Origin of the sequence: Pseudomonas sp. NPDC087639 (assembly GCF_044743385.1) — a bacterium.
In the GTDB taxonomy this organism is placed as follows: Bacteria; Pseudomonadota; Gammaproteobacteria; order Pseudomonadales; family Pseudomonadaceae; genus Aquipseudomonas.
In genome coordinates, this window is record NZ_JBIUWI010000022.1 from 1 (window position 1) to 19,549 (window position 19,549).

The window sequence follows — 19,549 nt, forward strand, 5'->3', positions numbered from 1 at the left end:
ATCACCCTCTACGAGTCTGCCGACAATCTGCTGTGGGGCAACAAGGTCATCAGCAACAAGCGCCACGGCATCCGCATTCGTAACAGCGTGAACATTCGCCTCTACGAAAACATCGCTATGGCCAACGGTCTGACCGGCGTCTACGGCCACATCAAAGACCTGACCGACACCGACCGCGACATCAAGCTCGACCCGTTCGACGCGCAAGTGTCGCTGATCGTGGTCGGCGGTGAACTGGCGGCCAACGGCAGCGGCCCGCTGTCGATCGACTCGCCTTTGAGCGTCGAGCTGTACCGCGTATCGATGCTGGCGCCGACCAAATCCAGCGGCATCAGCTTCAACGGCATCCTCGGCGAGCGCCAGGATGAAATTCTCGACTTGCTGGTGCGCCAGCAGAAAGCCGTGCTGATCGACCCTGTCGAACGCCAGACAGAAATGCAGGACTGAGGATAATTTTATGCACCCACACTTGATCAAATTACTCAGCCTGTCGGCCCTGACCGTGGGCATTCTGGCGGCCAGCAATGGCGCCCGTGCCGATGAGGCTGCCGGCGCTACCCCGCCGAAGTTCACCGCCGATCCGTGCTGCAACCTGTGCCCTGAAGCACACGACGCGAAGAATTACACCACGCGTTATCAGCAGAACTTCACCACGCTGGTGCAGGCCCAGGGCGACTGGCTGTTCCGTACCCAGGAAGACCTGCGCACCGAATTCAACACCACCCCGGCCGGCTACAAGCGCATGCAGCAACTGCACGATGCGTTCAAGAGCAAAGGCGTCGAGCTGGTGATCGTCTATCAGCCGACCCGTGGCCTGGTGAACCGCAACAAGCTCAACCCGCAGGAAAAAGCCGCGTTCGATTACGAGAAGGCGTTGGGTAACTACAAGACCATGCTCGGCCGTTTCGCCAAGATGGGTTACGTGGTGCCGGACCTGTCGCCACTGACCAACGAATCGCTGCCGGACACCCTGCCCGCCCACGACTTCTACTTCCGCGGCGACCAGCACTGGACGCCATACGGCGCCCAGCGCACAGCGAAAATCGTCGCCGAGAAGGTCAAGCAGATCCCGGCCTTCGCCGACATTCCCAAGCGTGAGTTCGAGACCAAGAAGTCCGGACGCATGGGCAAGACCGGCACCCTGCACAACATGGCCGGGCAACTGTGCGGCACCAGTTATGCGATCCAGTACATGGACCAGTTCACTACCGAGCCTAAGGGCGAAGCCGGTGACGGCGATCTGTTCGGTGATTCCGGCAACCCGCAAATCACCCTCGTGGGTACCTCGCACAGCGGCAAGAACTACAACTTCGCCGGCTTCCTCGAAGAGGCCATCGGCGCCGACATTCTCAACGTCGCCTTCCCCGGCGGTGGTCTGGAAGGTTCGATGTTGCAGTACCTGGGCAGCGACGAATTCCAGAAGACTCCACCGAAGATTCTCATCTGGGAATTCTCGCCGCTGTATCGCCTTGATCAGGAAACCATCTATCGCCAGATGATGGCCCTGCTCGACAACGGCTGCGAAGGCAAAGATGCACAGATGACCGGCAGCGCCACGCTGAAGCCGGGCAGCAAACAAGAACTGATGGTCAACAGCAAGAACCTGAACCTGCAGAACAGCAGCCATCAGGTCGACATCCGCTTCGCCGACACCTCGGTGAAAACCCTGCAAGCCACCCTCTGGTACATGAACGGTCGCCACGAGGACATCAAGATCGAGAAACCGGAAACCTCCGACACCGACGGTCGTTTCGCCTTTGAGCTGCGCACGGACGAAGACTGGGCCTCGCAAAACCTGCTGGCGGTCGAAGTCCAAGGGCCAGAAGCCGGCGCCGCGCCACAGAAAGTCGAAGCGAAAATCTGCAAACGCAACGTATTCCCGGGCGCTGGGCAACAAACCGCTCAGGTCGGGCAATGAGGTCTGCTATGCGAAACTCGAAACTGAAAACTCTTTTAGCGCCGACGCTGCTCGGGCTGGCGATCTTCGCCGGCACCGCGCAGGCCGCCGCACCACTGCGTCCACCTCAGGGCTACTTCGCGCCTGTGGATAAATTCAAGACCGGCGACAAAAGCGAAGGCTGCGATGCAATGCCGACGCCGTACACCGGCGCGTTGCAATTTCGCAGCAAATACGAAGGCTCGGACAAGGCCCGTTCGACATTGAACGTGCAGTCGGAAAAAGCCTTCCGCGACACCACCAAAGACATCACCACGCTGGAACGCGGTACCGCCAAACGCGTCATGCAGTTCATGCGTGACGGTCGCCCGGAGCAGCTCGATTGCACGCTGAACTGGCTGACCGCGTGGGCCAAGGCGGATGCGCTGATGTCGAAAGACTTCAACCACACCGGCAAATCGATGCGCAAATGGGCGCTGGGCAGCATGGCCTCTTCGTACATACGCCTGAAGTTCTCCGACTCGCATCCGCTGGCTCAACACCAGCAGGAGGCGCAGGAGATCGAAGCGTGGTTCAGCAAAATGGCCGATCAGGTGGTCAGCGACTGGGACAACCTGCCGCTGGAAAAAACCAACAACCACTCGTACTGGGCAGCCTGGTCGGTGATGGCGACGTCCATCGCGACCAACCGCCGTGACCTGTTTGATTGGGCGGTGAAGGAATACAAGGTCGGCGTGAATCAAGTCGATGCTGACGGTTTCCTGCCGAACGAACTCAAGCGCCAGCAACGCGCCCTCGCCTATCACAACTACGCCCTGCCGCCGCTGGCAATGATTGCGAGTTTCGCCCAGGTCAACGGGGTGGATTTGCGTCAGGAAAACAACGCCGCGCTGAAGCGTCTGGGTGATCGCGTATTGGCTGGCGTGAAAGACCCGGACGAATTCGAAGAGAAGAACGGCAAGAAGCAGGACATGACCGACTTGAAAGAGGACATGAAATTCGCCTGGCTCGAACCGTTCTGCACGCTCTACACCTGCCCGGCCGATGTGATCGAGAAGAAGCGCGGCATGCAACCGTTCAAGACCTTCCGCCTCGGCGGCGACCTGACCAAGGTCTACGACCCGTCCCATGAAAAGGGCAACAAGGGTTCTTGAAAGGCGAAGAGCAAAAGCCCCTCACCCTAACCCTCTCCCGGAGGGAGAGGGGACTGAACGAGGTGCTTTTCAGAAATTCGCCGACCTGAAATATCGAGCCGATCTCAGGTTCTGAAAACAACCGAGATCAGGCTCCATAGGCTGAAAAGAAATATCGAGCCAATCTCCTTTTCTGAAAACCATGGAGATCAGGCTCCCTCTCCCTCCGGGAGAGGGCGGGGGGTGAGGGAGAGATTTCAAGGCCCTGCACAACCCTGACAGAAACACCGTTTCACCCCTCCAATACCACGGGGGGTTTGGGGGGGCTTTGGCCCTTGACTGTTGGTTCAAACATGGAGAGATCGGGATGGTATTTTCATCCAACGTGTTCCTGTTTCTGTTCTTGCCGATCTTTCTCGGCATGTACTACCTGAGCGGGATTCGTTATCGCAATCTGCTGCTGCTACTCGCCAGCTACGTGTTCTATGCGTGGTGGCGGGTGGACTTCCTGGCGCTGTTCGCTGCCGTCACGTTGTGGAACTACTGGATCGGCCTGAAAGTCGGTGCTGCCGGCGTGCGGACCAAACCGGCGCAACGCTGGCTGTTGCTCGGCGTGGCAGTGGATCTGTGCATCCTCGGCTACTTCAAGTACGCCAACTTCGGTGTCGACAGCATCAACGCGATGATGACCTCGGTCGGTCTGTCGCCGTTCATCCTGACCCACGTGCTATTGCCGATCGGGATCTCGTTCTACATTTTCGAGTCGATCAGCTACATCATCGACGTGTATCGCGGTGACACCCCGGCGACGCGCAACCTGATCGACTTCGCGGCCTTCGTGGCGATCTTCCCGCACCTGATTGCCGGCCCGGTTCTGCGTTTCCGCGACCTCGCCGACCAGTTCAACAACCGCACGCACACCCTCGACAAATTCTCCGAGGGCTGCACACGGTTCATGCAGGGTTTCATCAAGAAGGTCTTCATCGCCGACACCCTCGCCGTCGTGGCCGACCATTGCTTCGCCCTGCAAAACCCGACTACGGGTGATGCCTGGCTCGGCGCACTGGCCTACACCGCGCAGCTGTATTTCGACTTCTCCGGTTACAGCGACATGGCCATCGGCCTGGGCTTGATGATGGGTTTCCGCTTCATGGAAAACTTCAAACAGCCGTACATCAGCCAGTCGATCACCGAGTTCTGGCGCCGCTGGCACATCAGCCTGTCTACCTGGCTGCGTGACTACCTGTACATCACCCTCGGCGGTAACCGTAAAGGCACGCTGATGACCTATCGCAACCTGTTCCTGACCATGCTCCTCGGTGGTCTGTGGCACGGCGCGAACATCACTTACATTGTCTGGGGTGCGTGGCACGGCATGTGGCTGGCGATTGAAAAAGCGCTGGGTCTGAACACCTCGCCGCGCAGCCTCAACCCGATCCGCTGGGCGCTGACCTTCCTGCTGGTGGTCATGGGCTGGGTGATCTTCCGTGCCGAGAACCTGCACGTTGCCGGGCGCATGTACGGCGCGATGTTCAGCTTCGGTGACTGGTCGCTGTCGGAACTCAATCAGGCCAGCCTCACCGGTCTGCAAGTGGCAACGCTGGTGGTGGCTTACGTGACGCTGGCGTTCTTCGGTCTGCGTGATCTGTACACCAACCAGCCGCCGGTCAAAACCAAGCCAGTGGTCAACGTCGAAACCGACGGCCCGGCCGCTGCAACCCCTGGAATGATCAAGGCAGCCCCCGGCGAAAACCCGGCGAGCATCCACGAGCCTGGCTACACCGTCGGCGTTGACGCCCAGGTGCAACCGGCCTACTGGACGGCGGACTGGTCGCGCTACGCAATGCGCGCAGCGATTCTGCTGCTGTTCATCGCCTCGATTCTCAAACTCTCGGCGCAAAGCTTCTCGCCGTTCCTTTACTTCCAGTTCTGAGGGATCTGACATGACCCGCTCATTACGCATCTTCTACATCGCCCTGTTCCTGGTGACCCTGCTGGTCTTGGGTCTGTGGTCGGTACGCAGCTTCTTCGGCTTCAGCACCAACGCCGACGCCACGGTGCTCAACGGCCGATGGACCAAAGCCGTGGAAACCCACTATGACGAAGAGTTTCCGATCAAGCGCCTGGGCACAAACCTTTGGGCTGCGCTGGATTTCAAACTGTTCAACGAAGGTCGTCCGGGCGTCGTGCTCGGTCGCGATCAGTGGTTGTACAGCGATGAGGAATTCAACCCGATCGTCAACGAAGAGCTGAACCTGCAAGGCAACTACGCGCTGGTCGAAGGCGTACGCCAGACCCTCAAAGAGAAAGGCGTGAAACTGGTGATGGCGATCGTGCCGGCCAAGGTTCGCCTGTACCCGGAACACCTGGGTGAAGTGAAACCGGCGAGCATCCACGCCAACCTCTATGAGGATTTCCACAACCGCGTTGCGGCGGACAAGATCCTCGCCCCTGACCTGCTCAAGCCATTGCAACAGGCCAAGCAGAACGGTCAGCAAGTGTTCCTGCGCACCGACACGCACTGGACGCCTGAGGGCGCCGAGGTTGCGGCCAACACCCTGGCGAAAACCATCACTGACAAGTTCCCGCTCAGCGGCGAGCCGCAGCGCTTTGTCACCACGCCTGCCGAGAAGGTCACGCACAAGGGCGACCTGCGCCTGTTCCTGCCGCTGGACCCGCTGTTCGAAAACCTGATGCCGGCGCAAGAACCGCTGCAAAAGCGCAACACCGTAGCCGCGGGTGATCAGCCTGCCGGTGACGACGCGCTGTTCGCCAACAGCGAAGTACCGGTCGCACTGATCGGTACCAGCTACAGCGCCAACCCCAACTGGAACTTCGTCGGTGCGCTGAAACAAGCGCTGCACAGCGACGTGGTCAATTACGCCGAAGACGGCCACGGCCCGATCCTGCCGATGCTCAGCTACCTCAAAAGCGATGACTTCAAGAACAGCCCGCCACAGGTGCTGATCTGGGAGTTTCCTGAACGATATCTGCCTGTGAACAACGAAATCGGTGACGCCGACCCGCAGTGGGTCGCAGAGCTCAAACAAGCCGGCGCACGCCAACAAAACGTAGCTGCAAACACTAAATCCGAGACGCCCGACCGGGCGCAAAACTGAAAGAGAGGTACACCATGACTTTCACTACTACGCATCAAAGTCTCGTGAAAAGCTTCGCACTGGTTGCTGGCCTCAGCGTGCTTTCCGTACCTGCCTTCGCCGGTGGCGACGCCGCCCTCTACGGCCCGACCGCACCGAAAGGCTCGAGCTTCGTGCGCATCTATAACGCCAGCAACGCTGAAGTCAGCGCCACCGTCGGCAGCACCAACCTGAGCGACGTTGCGCCTCTGGCCAGCAGCGACTTCAGCTTCATGCCGGGCGGCGACTACAGCGCCAAGGTCGGCAGCCAGACCCTGCCGGTAAAACTCGCCGGTGATCACTATTACACCCTGGTCAACAACGCTTCCGGCGCGCCGCAACTGATCGAAGAGCCACCGTTCAAGAACAAGCAGAAATCCCTAGTGCGTGTGCAGAACCTCAGCGACAAGCCGCTGACCCTGAAGACCGCCGACGGCAAGACCGACGTGGTGCCGAACGTGGCGGCCAAGGGCCGTGGCGAACGTGAAATCAACCCGGTGAAAGTCAGCCTGGCGCTGTACGAAGGCGACAAGAAAGTCGGCGACGTGAAGCCGGTTGCCCTGGAGCGCGGTGAAGCAGCAGTGCTGTACGTCACCGGTTCGGGCAGCAGCCTGTCGCCAGTCTGGGTGAAACGCCCGGTGTCGACGCGCTAATCAATTTTCCGAACTGACGCAGCCCCCTGTGGGAGCGAGCCTGCTCGCGAATACGGTCTGACATCCAACATCAATGTCGACTGATACGCCGCTTTCGCGAGCAGGCTCGCTCCCACCCTTGATCGGGTTGTCAGTTCGGGTACGAGACAAAAACAAGAGTGAAACGACACAACGTTCGTGCCTCTAACCAAATCGATTTTATGGAGTAAACAATATGATTCCGGTGATCTTGTCAGGTGGTAGCGGTTCACGTCTTTGGCCGCTTTCGCGCAAGCAATTCCCTAAACAGTTCCTGGCCCTGACCGGCGAACACACCCTGTTCCAGCAAACCCTGGAACGCCTGGTGTTCGAAGGCATGGACACGCCGATCGTGGTCTGCAACAAGGATCACCGTTTTATCGTCAACGAGCAGTTGGCCAACCGCAAGCTGGAATGCCAGCGCATCCTGATGGAACCGTTCGGCCGCAACACTGCGCCGGCCGTGGCCCTGACCGCGATGATGCTGGTCAATGAAGGTCGTGACGAACTGATGTTGGTGCTGCCGGCCGACCATGTTCTCGAAGACCAGAAAGCCCTGCAACGCGCCCTGGCCCTGGCCACCGTCGCCGCCGAAAACGGCGAAATGGTGCTGTTCGGCGTGCCGGCGACCAAACCGGAAACCGGTTACGGCTACATCAAGTCCACCGCTGATTCGCTGCTGCCCGAAGGCGTCAGCCGCGTGTCGCACTTCGTCGAAAAACCGGATGTGAAACGCGCCACCGAATACGTCGAGTCCGGCGGTTACTACTGGAACAGCGGCATGTTCCTGTTCCGCGCCAGCCGCTTCCTCGAAGAGCTGAAAAAGCATGATCCGGACATCTACGACACCTGCCTGCTGACCCTTGAGCGCAGCGAACAGGACGCCGACACCGTCACACTGGACGAAGCCACCTTCGCCTGCTGCCCGGACAACTCCATCGACTATTCCGTGATGGAAAAAACCCAGCGCGCCTGCGTCGTGCCGCTGACTGCCGGCTGGAGCGATGTCGGTTGCTGGTCGTCGTTGTGGGAAGTCAACGAGAAAGACGCCAACGGCAACGTCACCAAAGGCGACGTGGTGATCCAGGACAGCAAGAACTGCATGATCCACGGCAACGGCAAACTGGTGTCGGTGATCGGTCTGGAAAATATTGTGGTGGTCGAAACCAAGGACGCCATGATGATCGCCCACAAGGACAAGGTTCAGGGCGTCAAGCAGATGGTCAACACCCTCAACGAACAGGGCCGCAGCGAAACCCAGAACCACTGTGAGGTCTACCGTCCGTGGGGCTCGTACGACTCGGTGGACATGGGCGGGCGCTTCCAGGTCAAGCACATCTCGGTCAAACCGGGCGCATGCCTGTCGCTGCAGATGCACCACCACCGTGCCGAACACTGGATCGTGGTCAGCGGCACCGCCGAAGTGACCTGCGACGACAACGTGTTCCTGCTCTGCGAAAACCAGTCGACCTACATCCCGATCGCCTCGGTGCATCGCCTGCGCAACCCGGGCAAGATCCCGCTGGAAATCATCGAAGTGCAATCGGGTTCGTATCTGGGTGAAGACGATATCGAACGCTTCGAAGATATCTACGGCCGCTCCACCCCGATCGAACGCGGCGTGTCGGTGAAGACCATCGCGCAGTAAACGATCCGCAAGACAAGAAGCCCTCGCCCAGCCCACTGCGTCCCCTATCCGCAGCGGGTTGGGCGGGGGCTTTTTTAGCCCTGCGAATGTTGTCGGGTCAGTTTGGGCCGGGTGCTCCCCCCCAGCGATTGCTGTCTGCCGGCGTAGGGTGTGGGCGAGATCAGCCCAATGAAATCCTGGGTTCGATTGAGCGTTTGAACGGTACTGAAGGTCTGCATTGACAATTCGGAGACCGCTTCCAGCAGTTCAGTGTCTGAGCCGCCGACCGTCGCCAGCTCGGTCAATATCGCTTGCGTCCTGAACGACACCATGTCGATGTTTGCCGAAATATGTTCGTAGGTGTCACTCAACGTCCCTGCATTCAAGCCTTGCGATGCATGGATGAACTCCCTTCCTGTCCGGATCAGTCCCGGGGTCTGCGATCCCAACGTGTCGGCGACTACCGAGATCACTTTGTCCTCAACCTTGGCGCGCGCCATTTTCACCAGTCGTGATCGACCGTCGGAAGTGCGCGGATCATGTGCTGCCAGTTCCAGTTTCACTGTGGCAAGACCGAGCGATTTTTTCGGCTCGACGCTTTCAACGAAAGCCTTGGGATTCAGTTCGCTGCCCTTGAAATTGATAGGGCGGTTCAACTGATAGGTGTCCACGACCTTGTCGATTGCTGCATCCGCTGCCTTGCCGGCGAGCTTCGTACCCAGTTTCCCTCCAAGCACGGCCGCTCCCGGCCCCAATGCCCCGCCCAATGCAGTGCCGGCCGCGCCGCCCAAGGCTTGCGCCCCCGTGCTGACCGCGCTGCTGATCAGTTGCGTACCGACTCGCCGGGCCAACGCCTGAAACCGATGTCGTGCCTGGGTGTGGTTGAGCAACGAATTTCTGACATCCGCCGCTGCCGAGGTGACCGAGTCCAGCAGTGCCTTCTGCTTTTGCGCGCTGTCAGCCAGCGCTGACGTAGACGTATCGCTCTTCCCGCCGCCATCGCTGTCAACATGCCTCATGGGAGAGTTACCGACCATCTGGTAAAGATTCGGCCCGTCAATAAAGCCTTTCGGGTCAGGGTTGAGCCATCGCTGCAACCAAGGCATGTAATAGCGATAACCGTAGTAATAACACCCGGTCGCATCACGCTCCTTGCCCGAATAGTGGAGGGTTTTGTAGCTGACTTCGGTGTCCTTGCTCCACGCCGTCTCGCCGAACGGGTGGAAGGTTTCCTGGCTGATGACGCGGGCATCCTCACCCAACTCCAGGCTGGTCGAGCCCAAATGATCAGTGAAGGTGTACCGATAGTGGTCGTTGGAACCGGTTGGCGGTGCGCTTTGCCAGTGCAAGACCCGCACGCTGTTGAGCGCCCCCTCGACGGTGATCACTTGCAGTTGTTCTACGTTGCCTGTGTCACTGCGCAACTCCAGTCCAGGCAAATAGCGCACCTGGGCAACGACACCACGGGCATTTGTCTGCAATAAACGCGTCTTGCGCACACGCTGACCGGCGCCGTCGTAACAATAGTGTTCAAGGTCATTGCGTCCGCCGGCACGTTCGACCGGCGTGACCGATTGCAACTGATTGCGCAAATTCCACGTCAGTGATCGCCCGGCCTCGAGTGCTCGCAGATTGCCACGCAGATCAAACGCCGCAGCGATTTCCTCTTCCGTGGGCGGTACATCGGCGCGGTAAGGCAAACAGCGATTGCTGAATCGCGCGGCGCGCAGCTTGCGACCATTACGCGCGCCAACATGCGTCAGCTCCAGCAAATTGCCGGACTCGTCGTAACGATAACTCTGGCGGTAATTGCTCACGGCGCCCGGATCGGCTCGTCCGGGCGTCGCGGGTCCCTGGCTCGCAGCACCCGCCTCCCAGCCAGTTGCCTCGCGCAACTGGTAACGACTGTCGTAGATAAAGAGACTGATCGGATCGATGCGCTGATTGGCGAAATAGCGGATCGGCAGTGCCTTGTCCTCGATGCTCAGCACATTGCCCGTCAGGTCATAGTCGTAGATCAGATGCTGCAAGATTTCGCCGTCGCTGTTCTCGGCCTGACGCACCTGCAAACGGCCGTCTTCAGCTCGATAGCGCAATGTCGTCAATACGCGGTTTCCCGCCCGTTCCTGCGTGACTTTCCCGTCAGCGTTGTAACGGATATCGCTGACCAGTGTTTGAGGTTCGGACTGATGCTTCAACTGCAGGTAACTGGCCCGCAAACGTCCATCGAGCGTCAACTCGATCCCCTGATGATTATTTCGCGCATCCACCTGTCGGAGTACCTGACCCAGCGGCCCGAAATGCCATTGGCTCGTCGCGCCCTCGCCGGGTTCTAGCAACTTCATGCGTTCATCAATCGGCTCAGGCCAATCAGGGGTCACGAGGTTCTGCATGAAGTGCCGGGTGTTCTCTGTGCATTGGCCGCTGATCGCAAAGTGTTCGAACAACACACTGCCTGCCGGGTCATCGTGGCGGATCAACTGGCCGAGCTGGTTGCGGCTCGGTTCACCAGCACCGGGCTGACCATAAACAAAGCGCTCGACGCACCGTTGCGGCTGCGATTCGCCTTCTTCGAACACGGCCACCGGGCGCAGCAACGAATCGTGCCGGATTTCGCGACGGGTTCCACGACTGTCGCACTCGAGCAGCACTTGCGCGCCGAGACCGTGCAACGCAACCTGCGTACCGGCATCGACGCTGTCCGAGCGCAGCACTTGGCCGTTCAACAGATAAACCATGGCCAGACTGGCCGGCGTCAGAGGATCGCTCATTTGCAGCGCCCACAAACGTGGATCCCACTGGTCGACAGCACGCCCCGCCGCGTCATGAAAGGTGCGGTGCACGAGAGTCTGAGCGGCGCCAGGATACTCGGCGCGCCAGTAGTCGACTGTACGGATCGGCAGCCCACGCGGGTCGCTCACTGAAAGCGTCGGTGTTTTGCTGTGCATGCCCATATTTTTGCTCCGTTGCGTGGGGGTATCTCAGCAGCGACTGGGCATTGATGCCTACTGTCAGAAATTACAGTTCCGACCAATGGCACAATGGCCTGATACGCGAATGTCCATTCCGGCAACCCTTCGGTAGGATGTTGGTTACGAGTTCAAGGAGCGTTCACACATGTTCATCGGCGTTTTGCTGGTCTTCACCTGGCTGATCCTGTTGTTGCGCTATCCGGCCAAGGCCTTGCCCGTCTCGGTGGCAGCCGCCATCGGCCTCGGCCTCGTTGCCATGTGGGTGGTGTGGCTGGACAACCGCGAGATCAAACAACTGGCGCGCCTTGAACTGCGTATCAGCTATGCGCCCGAGCAGTGTCCGGCGGATCGTCCGCTGCAATTGAAGATGAACAACGGCAACAGCGTGCCGCTGACCGAACTGCGCTGGCGCATTGCAGCCTATGCACCGGGCGACACCGTCAATCTGGCCGACAATCAATACAGCGCCCCGCGCTACCGCGGCCCCGGCGAATTGCAGGCTGGCGGCAATTGGGAAGACTGCTTGCCGATGCCACCGCTGCGTCCCGGTTATCGCCCGCAAACCCTGGAGTTTCGCGCCGAGCGATTGCAGGGCAGCTTCTCCGACTGATCCCCTTCCCCACTCTTTTGCACAAGGAATGCGCCATGCCCGTTGCGTTGATTACCGGATGTTCCAGCGGCATCGGCCGCGCCCTCGCCGATGCGTTCAAAACCGCCGGTTATGAAGTCTGGGCCAGTGCGCGCAAGGCTGAAGATGTCGCATTGCTGGCGACAGCCGGGTTCACCGCCGTGCAACTCGACGTCAATGACAACGCGGCGCTGGAACAACTCGGCGAACGTATCAACCAGCAACACGGCGGCCTCGACGTGCTGATAAACAACGCCGGTTACGGCGCCATGGGCCCGCTGCTCGACGGCGGCGTGCCGGCCATGCAGCGCCAGTTCGAAACCAATGTGTTCTCGATTGTCGGCGTCACCCGCGCGCTGTTCCCGGTATTGCGCCGGGCCAAGGGCTTGGTCGTGAACATTGGCAGTGTTTCCGGCGTATTGGTCACACCGTTCGCCGGTGCCTATTGCGCCTCGAAAGCAGCAGTGCATGCCTTGAGCGATGCATTGCGCATGGAACTGGCGCCGTTCGGCATTCGCGTGATGGAAGTCCAGCCCGGCGCGATTCAATCGAGCTTCGCCAAAAATGCCGGGCACGAGGCCGAACAGTTGATCAACGAGCAATCGCCGTGGTTTCCGTTGCGTGAGGGCATTCGCGCGCGGGCCAAGGCCTCGCAGGACAAGCCGACGCCGGCCAGTGAGTTTGCCGCAGCGTTACTGGGGGCGGTGCAGCAGAACAAGCCGCCACGGCTGATCAGGATTGGCAATGGCAGTCGGGCGCTGCCATTGTTGGCGGCTTTGTTGCCGAAGGGGTTGCTGGAGTCGGCGTTGATGAAGCGCTTCGGGTTGCGCGGCCAACTCTGACACCGCGTTATCGTTCTTCGCGAGCAGGCTCGCTCCCACAGTGCAACGCGAATCCAGTGTGGGAGCGAGCCTGCTCGCGAATGGCAGCACCTCGGTCTGTCAGTTATCCACAGCGTCCTGCCTTACCACCACCGTACAAGTAATCCCCGCCGCCAGCAGCACGCCCTCCGGCACTTCATCAATGTGAATACGCACTGGCACTCGCTGTGCCAGACGCACCCAGTTGAAGGTCGGGTTGACGTCGGCGATCAGTTCGCGGCTTTCCGGGTTGTCGCGGTCGTAGATGCCGCGTGAAATGCTTTCCACATGCCCCTTCAGGACTTCGCCGCTCATCAACTGCATGTCGGCCTTGTCGCCCACACGCACATGCGGCAGTTTGGTTTCTTCGAAGAAGCCGTAGACCCAAAACGAGTTCATGTCGACCACGGCCATTTTCGCCTCGCCGATGCGCGCGTAGTCGCCGCGATGCACATTGAGGTTGGTCACGTAGCCGTCCACCGCCGCGCGTACTTCGGTGCGTTTGAGGTTGAGTTCGGCGGCTTCCAGTTGCGCCTGCGCGTGTTGGTAGTCAGCCAGCGCGGCGTCGGCGATGTTGCTGGCGTCGTCGCGGTTTTCCTTGGAGATCACCAGGTTGTCCAGATCGGCGCGGCGATGGGCGTTGACCTTGCGCATCTCCCACGTCGACTTGCGTGAAGCGACCAGCGACTGCGCCTGTTTCACTGCGATGCGGTAATGCTCGGGGTCGATCTGCATCAGCAAATCGCCCTTCTTCACCAATTGGTTGTCATGCACCGGCACGTCGATCACTTCACCGGTGACGTCGGCGGCGACGTTGATGATGTCCGCGCGCACCCGACCGTCGCGGGTCCATGGCGTGTTCATGTAATGCACCCACAAAGTCCGGCCGATCCACAGCGCAAGGGCCAGCACCAGCAGGGTCGCGAGCAGGCTGAAAAACTTTTTCATCAGAGCCTTCTTCAGAGATAGAGAGTCAACGGTAAACAGTCAGCGCCATCGCGCCGAACAGGCAGGTAAACAGGCTCAGGCGCAGCAGCGCCGGGTGCCAGAAGAAGCGGTACAGATCGAAGCCCGACAAGAACCGATCCACCGCCCAGGCCAATGCCGCAGCGATGAAAAACATCAGGGTCATGGTCGGCATGTACACACCGTGGAAAGCGATTTCACGAGGCATGGGCAAGTCCTTCAGGCTTGGCGTGTGCGAAAGCGCCAAGCGGTGATTGCGGGTCGAGCAACGAGGTGCGAATGAAGTGCAGATAGCTCTTCACCCGGCGCAGGGCCGAGGTATCGAAGTGCGGCGCGAACGGTTCGTCAGTGGCGGCGACACGGCTGATCGCGTGATCGACTGCCACTAGCGCGCGCTCCAGATTGCTTGAGTTCGGTTGCAGAAAAAGCCGCACCAACGCCCGGCCCATCACACGGATTGCCTGACGCCACGGTTGCGATTCGGCATAGGCCGGGTGCACCGGCAAAATCGCCTGCTCCTTGCGCAATTCAATGATCGCGTGGCCGACTTCCAGCACCACGAACATCCAGCGCAAAAGACTCTTTTGCACCTTCGGCTCACCGGCCGCCAGACCATAAGCCTGATGCAACAAGTCGCGGGTGCGGCTCTCGAAACTCGACGCCAGCCCCTTGAGTTTTCCGCTGATCGCATAGACCACTTGCCCACGCAGATCCTGCTCCAGCCGCCGCCACAACCAGCGACTGTTCGGCGGCAAAATAATCGCGCCCGCCGCCGCACACACCAGCATGCCCATGACCATGGCGATGTAGTCGTTGATGAAGGTGTAGGGGTTGTAGATGGTCAGGTTGTCCGGCACCGAACCGGTGCTGAAGAAGATCAGCAAACCGAGACCGACACCGGCATATTGCGGCCGCGACGTGAGGAAAGAACCCAGTACGATTACCGGCGCGAGCATCACGCACAGCAGCGGAAAACCGTCGATCCACGGGAAGATGAAAAACATCTCGACGAAACCGATCAGCGCACCAAGGAAAGTGCCGCAAGCCATCTGAAAGGCCATGCGTTTCGGGTTCGGCGTGGCAGCGGAAAGGCCCACGGTGGCGGCGGCGATCAGGGTCATTGTCGCGCCACTCGGCCACGCCGTCGCGACCCAATAACTGCCCAGCACGATCAGGATGAACGACGCACGAATCCCCGAAGCGGCCGCCGCCCACCAGTTGGTTTGCGGGGTGAACGGCTCGTCCCAGCGCTCGCGTTCGTGGCGGTGATCGGCCAGGGAGGCGTGGGTCTGCGCGTAACCGTGCAGATCATCGACAAAGCGATAGAGCAACTCATACGCGGTGTGGAAATCCAGTTGCTCGGCGTCACTCGGCTCGCTCTCCTGAAAGGTTGCGCGCAGGCTGCGCACCCGCGCCGGCAAGCCTTCCTTGTAGGTCGCCAGCGCCATCGCCAGCCGCGCGGCATCGGGGCTGGTCAGTGCCCGGCCGCTGAAACCGTCGAGCACTTCGGCCAGATCCTGCAAGCCCGGTCTGATCGCCGCCACAACGTGTTCTTCATCATTGCCGCGCAGGCGTTCGAGCAACTGATGCAAGGCATTGAAGCGCGTGGTGATGCCCATGAACTCGCTGTTCAAACGGCTCAGGCGACCATTGCGCCGACGCATGTGCGGGTCTTCGAACACGGTCACGCTGCGCAGCCCTTCCAGCCCCACAGCCTCGGCGATGAAACGCACGTTGCTCGCTTCAAAGGATTCGGTTTTGCTGCGTCCGCGCAAGCCATCGGTGACGAACAAAGCGAACACCCCGAAGCGCTGGTACAAGGCGTTGCGCATCGCCGCGCTGGCGGTTTGCGGCAGGATCGCGGCGCTGACCACCGTGGCGCAGAGAATCCCCAGCGAGATCTCCAGCACCCGCCACACCGCGGCCATGAACGCACCGTCCGGGTGCGCCAGCGCGGGCAAACCGACCATCGCGGCGGTGTAGCCGGCCAGGACAAAACCATAGGCGCGGAAGTTACGGCAACGCGCCGCACCGGCCGAGCAGATACCGACCCAGATCGCCAGCGAGCCGAGGAACAGTTCAGTGTTTTGCGCGAACAGCGCAATCAGCGTGACCATCATCGCTGACCCCGCCAGGGTGCCGAGGAAGCGATAGAAACTCTTGGCGAACACCTGACCGCTTTGCGGCTGCATGACGATGAACACGGTGATCATCGCCGTGCGCGGTTGCGGCAATTCCAGACGCATCGCCAGCCACAGGGTGAGGAACGCGGCGAGCAACACCTTGAAGATGTAGACCCAGGTCACGCCATCACTGCGCGCCCAGTCAAAGAAACCGCGGCGCCATTCCAGGGAGTAGAGCCAGCGCAGTGGTGCGGGCAAGGGAGTCATTAAATCTTGCTCAATGAATGAAGAAAAAATCTGTGAATCACACAATTCCTGTGGCGAGGGGATTTATCCCCGATGGGCTGCAAAGCGGCCCCAAGAAAAGCGAATGCGGTGTGCCAGGCAGAACCGGTTTGCAGGTGTTGGGGCTGCTCCGCAGCCCATCGGGGATAAATCCCCTCGCCACAGGAGTTCACCATCCTCGGGTTCAGGTTCACCGCAGGAGAGCCGGGGTTTTCGGGGCTTGGGTTTGTTCGGCAGTTGGCACATCGTTGCCGGCACCAAGTCCACCACCCAGCGCTGTCACCAACTGCGCATGCGCCGTCAACCGCGCCGCCTGCACCTGCTGCTGCACTTGCTGCTGCTTGAACAACAACGTCTGCGCATTGAGCACGTTGAGGTAATCGGTGAGGCCGCGTTGATAGGCGATCATCGCGATGTCGTAGGTCTTCTGCGCCGTGGCCACGGACTCGGCGGCGAAGCCTTGCTGCTTGTCCATCGACTCGCGGCGGATCAACTGGTCGGAGATGTTCTTCAGCGCATTGACCAGCGTCTGATTGTAATGCGCCACGGCAATGTCATAACCGGCCGACGCTTCACCCAACTCGGCACGCAAGCGCCCGCCGTCGAAGATCGGCAACGAGATCGCCGGGCCCACGTTGTAGGTGAGTTTCTTGCCGGTCAAAAACTCCAGCGCACCGCCGCCGGTGGCCATGTAGCCGAGGCTGCCGACCAGATCAACGTTGGGATAGAAACCGGCATGCGCCACCTCGATCCCGCGCGCCTGCGCCGCCACTTGCCAGCGGCTGGCGACGATGTCCGGACGCTGACCGAGCAGTTCAGCGGGCAGTGCCGACGGCAACTTCAGCGCCGCGCCAAGCGACAGCGTCGGACGCTGCAACTGCGCGCCTGCACCCGGACCTTTACCGGCCAGTGCGGCGAGTTGGTTGCGGCTCAGGGCGATCTCTTCGTCCAGCGCATCGAGTTGCCGATGAGTTTCCGGCAACGGCGTTTCAGCCTGGCTGACTTCAAAGTGCGTGCCGATCCCGCCGTCCAGACGCTTCTGCGCCAGCTCAAGAATCTGCTGTTGCTGTTTGAGCGTCGCGGCGACGATGTCGCGCTGGGCGTAATGCAGCGACAGCTCGATGTAGGCGCGCACGATGTTGTTCTGCAATTCCAACTGCGCCTGCCGCGCTTCGGCAGCGCTCATGTGCGCCAGATCCACCGCCCGCTCGCTGGCATTACTTTCGCGGCCCCAGAGGTCGAGGGCGTAGCTGAAACCCAGCGCCGCGTTGTTGTCCCAGGTGGTGGTGTTGGCCAACTCGCCCGGGCCGTAGAACTGATCGGTCGGCCAGTTGTGGCGCTTGAGGGTCGACTCGCCATTGATCTGCAACGACTCGGCCGCTTCAGCGACACCGGCCAGGGCTTTGGCCTGACGCACTCGCGCGGCGGCCATGGCCATGCTCGGGCTGCCTTGTACGGCGAGGTCGATCCAGCGGTTCAATTGCGGGTCGCCGTAGGCTTGCCACCATTGTGCGGTGGGCCAGTTGGCGTCACGGGCAGCGTGGGCGATGGCATCGTCGGTGGCCAAATCATTGGCCTCCAGCGCGTTGCCCTGCGGAGCAATACCTTCGGTTGAAATGCAGCCGCCAAGAGCCAGGGAAAAAGCCAGAACACTGAGCGGCAAAAGCGCTCTGTTGATGCGACGCGGCACAGCTGCGAATTCCTGAAAGAAGGGATATGGCGAGGAGTGGTGTGGAGCGGCGCAATTCTAGGGGGCGCCCTGAACGGCGATAAGCTGGGAATCCTGTGAATCTTTGTTACCGTTAACGAGATAATCCCTTGGTCGGGGGTCTCACCCCCTGAAACTTCGTGTCACAATTTGCCATCTCCCTTGAGAGCACCCCATGGACACTTTGCAAAACATGCGCGCCTTCAGTTGCGTGGCCGAAGCCGGCAGCTTCACCGCCGCCGCCGTGCAGCTCGACACCACCACCGCCAACGTCTCGCGCGCGGTCTCCAACCTGGAAGCCCACCTGCAAACCCGACTGCTTAACCGCACGACTCGACGCATTGCCCTGACCGAAGCCGGCAAGCGCTACCTGCTGCGCTGCGAGCAGATCCTGGCCTACGTCGAAGAAGCCGAAGCCGAGGCCAGCGAAGCCCACGCCCGCCCGGCCGGGCAGTTGAAAGTGCACACCATGACCGGCATCGGCCAGCACTTCGTCATCGACGCCATCGCCCGCTATCGCAAGACCCACCCCGACGTCACCTTCGACCTGACCATGGCCAACCGCGTGCCGGACCTGCTCGATGAAGGCTACGACGTCTCCATCGTGCTGGCCCGCGAACTGCCGGACTCCGGTTTCGTCTCGCAACGCCTGGGCATCACCTACAGCATCGTCTGCGCCTCACCGGCCTACGTGAAAGCCAACGGCTGCGCGCAAAAGCCCAGCGACCTGCTCAACCACGCCTGCCTGCGCCTCGTCAGCCCGGTGATCCCGCTGGAAAAATGGGCCTTCGACGGCCCTGAAGGCCAGGAAATGGTCACCATCAACAGCTCGCCGTTTTTGGTGAACTCCGCCGACGCCATGAAAACCGCGATCACCAGCGGCATGGGCGTTGGCGTGTTGCCGGTGTACGCGGCAATCGAAGGGCTGCGCAATGGCACGCTGGTACGGGTGATGCCCAACTACCGCTCGCAGGAACTGAACCTGTACGCGATCTACCCATCGCGGCAATACCTTGATGCAAAGATCAAGACGTGGGTCGAATACCTGCGCGGCTCACTGCCGGAAATCCTCGCGGCACACCAGGCAGAACTGGCCGCCTACGAACTCAGCGGCAGCCTCGCCGGAGCACGCGTCGCCAACTGATTTTCAACACACCGTGAAACCTGTAGGAGCTGCCGCGGGCTGCGATCTTTTGATGTTGATGTTTAAAAATCAAAAGATCGCAGCCTACGGCAGCTCCTACATTTCGGGCTTTTCGCGGAAGTTTCCGACGTGTTTTGCAGGTTGTTCGTCGGAAGTGCGGTGGATAGGCTTTGGGTGTCGCTGACGAATCAGCGACCGGGTCTGGAAAACCCGATTTCAACTACCAAAGCTCATGGCATACTGCGGCGCTTTTTCTGCTCGCAATGTTATGGCGGCTGTGCGCGGGAGGCCCTTGGGCCTGCCGGTTTTGGTGAGTTGGGCCGGTTTTTCCAGTCCGCGCACGGCTGCCACCCTTACGTCTGGAAAACGAAAAGTGGCGGCTTCAAGTCAACTTGCCA

Annotated in this window: 14 protein-coding genes and 1 pseudogene; 10 read left to right on the forward strand and 5 right to left on the reverse strand. The window is 60.4% G+C overall.

The genetic code is table 11. From position 1 onward, the window contains the following. From ACIOVB_RS11805 to ACIOVB_RS11835, 7 genes and pseudogenes are all read left to right on the forward strand, one after another. A pseudogene (locus ACIOVB_RS11805) lies at positions 1–447 on the forward strand (right-handed parallel beta-helix repeat-containing protein); the annotation flags it as partial. Between the two features lie 10 nt (positions 448–457). Beyond that, complete coding sequence (locus ACIOVB_RS11810; protein WP_187676861.1) at positions 458–1,918, forward strand: alginate O-acetyltransferase; 1,461 nt, start codon at positions 458–460, stop codon at positions 1,916–1,918. Positions 1,919–1,926: 8 nt separating this feature from the next. Next, a complete protein-coding gene (locus ACIOVB_RS11815) occupies positions 1,927–3,051 on the forward strand; it encodes a mannuronate-specific alginate lyase (protein ID WP_401267821.1) in 1,125 nt (374 codons plus the stop codon). A 346-nt stretch (positions 3,052–3,397) separates the two neighbouring features. Next, positions 3,398–4,963 carry an MBOAT family O-acyltransferase gene (locus tag ACIOVB_RS11820; protein WP_401267824.1) on the forward strand — a complete coding sequence of 522 codons (1,566 nt, stop codon included), beginning with the start codon at positions 3,398–3,400 and terminating at the stop codon, positions 4,961–4,963. Between the two features lie 10 nt (positions 4,964–4,973). Continuing rightward, positions 4,974–6,149 carry an alginate O-acetyltransferase gene (locus ACIOVB_RS11825; protein ID WP_401267827.1) on the forward strand — a complete coding sequence of 392 codons (1,176 nt, stop codon included), beginning with the start codon at positions 4,974–4,976 and terminating at the stop codon, positions 6,147–6,149. Between the two features lie 14 nt (positions 6,150–6,163). Beyond that, positions 6,164–6,820 carry an alginate O-acetyltransferase AlgF gene (locus tag ACIOVB_RS11830; RefSeq protein WP_401267830.1) on the forward strand — a complete coding sequence of 219 codons (657 nt, stop codon included), beginning with the start codon at positions 6,164–6,166 and terminating at the stop codon, positions 6,818–6,820. 214 nt (positions 6,821–7,034) lie between these two features. Continuing rightward, on the forward strand, positions 7,035–8,486 hold the full coding sequence (locus ACIOVB_RS11835; RefSeq protein WP_100846177.1) for a mannose-1-phosphate guanylyltransferase/mannose-6-phosphate isomerase: 1,452 nt from the start codon (positions 7,035–7,037) through the stop codon (positions 8,484–8,486). Between the two features lie 74 nt (positions 8,487–8,560). On the opposite strand, the gene ACIOVB_RS11840 is transcribed toward ACIOVB_RS11835, so the two are convergent. Further along, positions 8,561–11,419, reverse strand: coding sequence for an RHS repeat domain-containing protein (locus tag ACIOVB_RS11840; RefSeq protein WP_401267834.1), 2,859 nt, complete (start codon positions 11,417–11,419; stop codon positions 8,561–8,563). A gap of 163 nt (positions 11,420–11,582) precedes the next feature. On the opposite strand from ACIOVB_RS11840, the gene ACIOVB_RS11845 reads away from it, so the two are divergent. Next, the gene (locus tag ACIOVB_RS11845; RefSeq protein ID WP_187676855.1) at positions 11,583–12,047 is read left to right on the forward strand and encodes a multidrug transporter; all 465 of its coding nucleotides are present in this window, start codon (positions 11,583–11,585) and stop codon (positions 12,045–12,047) included. Positions 12,048–12,082: 35 nt separating this feature from the next. Beyond that, on the forward strand, positions 12,083–12,907 hold the full coding sequence (locus ACIOVB_RS11850) for an SDR family oxidoreductase (protein WP_401267837.1): 825 nt from the start codon (positions 12,083–12,085) through the stop codon (positions 12,905–12,907). Positions 12,908–13,006: 99 nt separating this feature from the next. Here the strand turns inward: ACIOVB_RS11850 and ACIOVB_RS11855 are convergent, their stop codons facing one another. From ACIOVB_RS11855 to ACIOVB_RS11870, 4 genes are all read right to left on the reverse strand, one after another. After that, positions 13,007–13,873, reverse strand: coding sequence for an efflux RND transporter periplasmic adaptor subunit (locus tag ACIOVB_RS11855; protein WP_401267840.1), 867 nt, complete (start codon positions 13,871–13,873; stop codon positions 13,007–13,009). 25 nt (positions 13,874–13,898) lie between these two features. Beyond that, on the reverse strand, positions 13,899–14,099 hold the full coding sequence (locus ACIOVB_RS11860) for a DUF1656 domain-containing protein (protein ID WP_007914106.1): 201 nt from the start codon (positions 14,097–14,099) through the stop codon (positions 13,899–13,901). Next, complete coding sequence (locus tag ACIOVB_RS11865; protein WP_401267842.1) at positions 14,089–16,281, reverse strand: FUSC family protein; 2,193 nt, start codon at positions 16,279–16,281, stop codon at positions 14,089–14,091. Before ACIOVB_RS11865 ends, ACIOVB_RS11860 begins: the two co-directional genes overlap by 11 nt. A gap of 208 nt (positions 16,282–16,489) precedes the next feature. Then, the gene (locus ACIOVB_RS11870) at positions 16,490–17,989 is read right to left on the reverse strand and encodes an efflux transporter outer membrane subunit (RefSeq protein WP_401267844.1); all 1,500 of its coding nucleotides are present in this window, start codon (positions 17,987–17,989) and stop codon (positions 16,490–16,492) included. Positions 17,990–18,182: 193 nt separating this feature from the next. Here ACIOVB_RS11870 and ACIOVB_RS11875 point away from each other — a divergent pair, with 193 nt between their 5' ends. After that, on the forward strand, positions 18,183–19,151 hold the full coding sequence (locus ACIOVB_RS11875) for a LysR family transcriptional regulator (protein ID WP_103305180.1): 969 nt from the start codon (positions 18,183–18,185) through the stop codon (positions 19,149–19,151). Positions 19,152–19,549 lie beyond the last annotated feature (398 nt).